General features: G+C 45.0%; 1 pseudogene. It reads right to left on the bottom strand.

Annotated features, from left to right (window positions below):
• Positions 1-153 (bottom strand): annotated as a pseudogene (locus tag JWH17_RS25065) (ISNCY-like element ISDol1 family transposase); the annotation flags it as partial.
• Positions 154-249: the final 96 nt, after the last annotated feature.

The raw sequence follows: 249 nt of genomic DNA, 5'->3' as shown, positions 1-249 counted from the left end.
AGCGCCGCCGGTAAGACAAATTTTGTGACCGTAATAGGTGTCTCGGCGATCCTTGCGGATAATATCCGTATGCGGCTCAAAGATTGAAACAATCTTTTCCAGGGCCGGAACAGATTCACCTTCAAATACTCTGCGTTTGGTTTGGCACGCGACCTGACGAATAATAGGCAGATATTCTCGCAACTGTTTGCAAATATCGACTGCCACAGCTTGTTCAATTATGGAACTTCCCACATAATTCTGTAAACT

Origin of the sequence: Desulfogranum marinum (assembly GCF_016918565.1) — a bacterium.
Classification (GTDB): domain Bacteria; phylum Desulfobacterota; class Desulfobulbia; order Desulfobulbales; family Desulfobulbaceae; genus Desulfogranum; species Desulfogranum marinum.
Note: the sequence above shows the minus strand (reverse complement) of the source record. Positions and strands in the feature narration are given on the sequence as shown.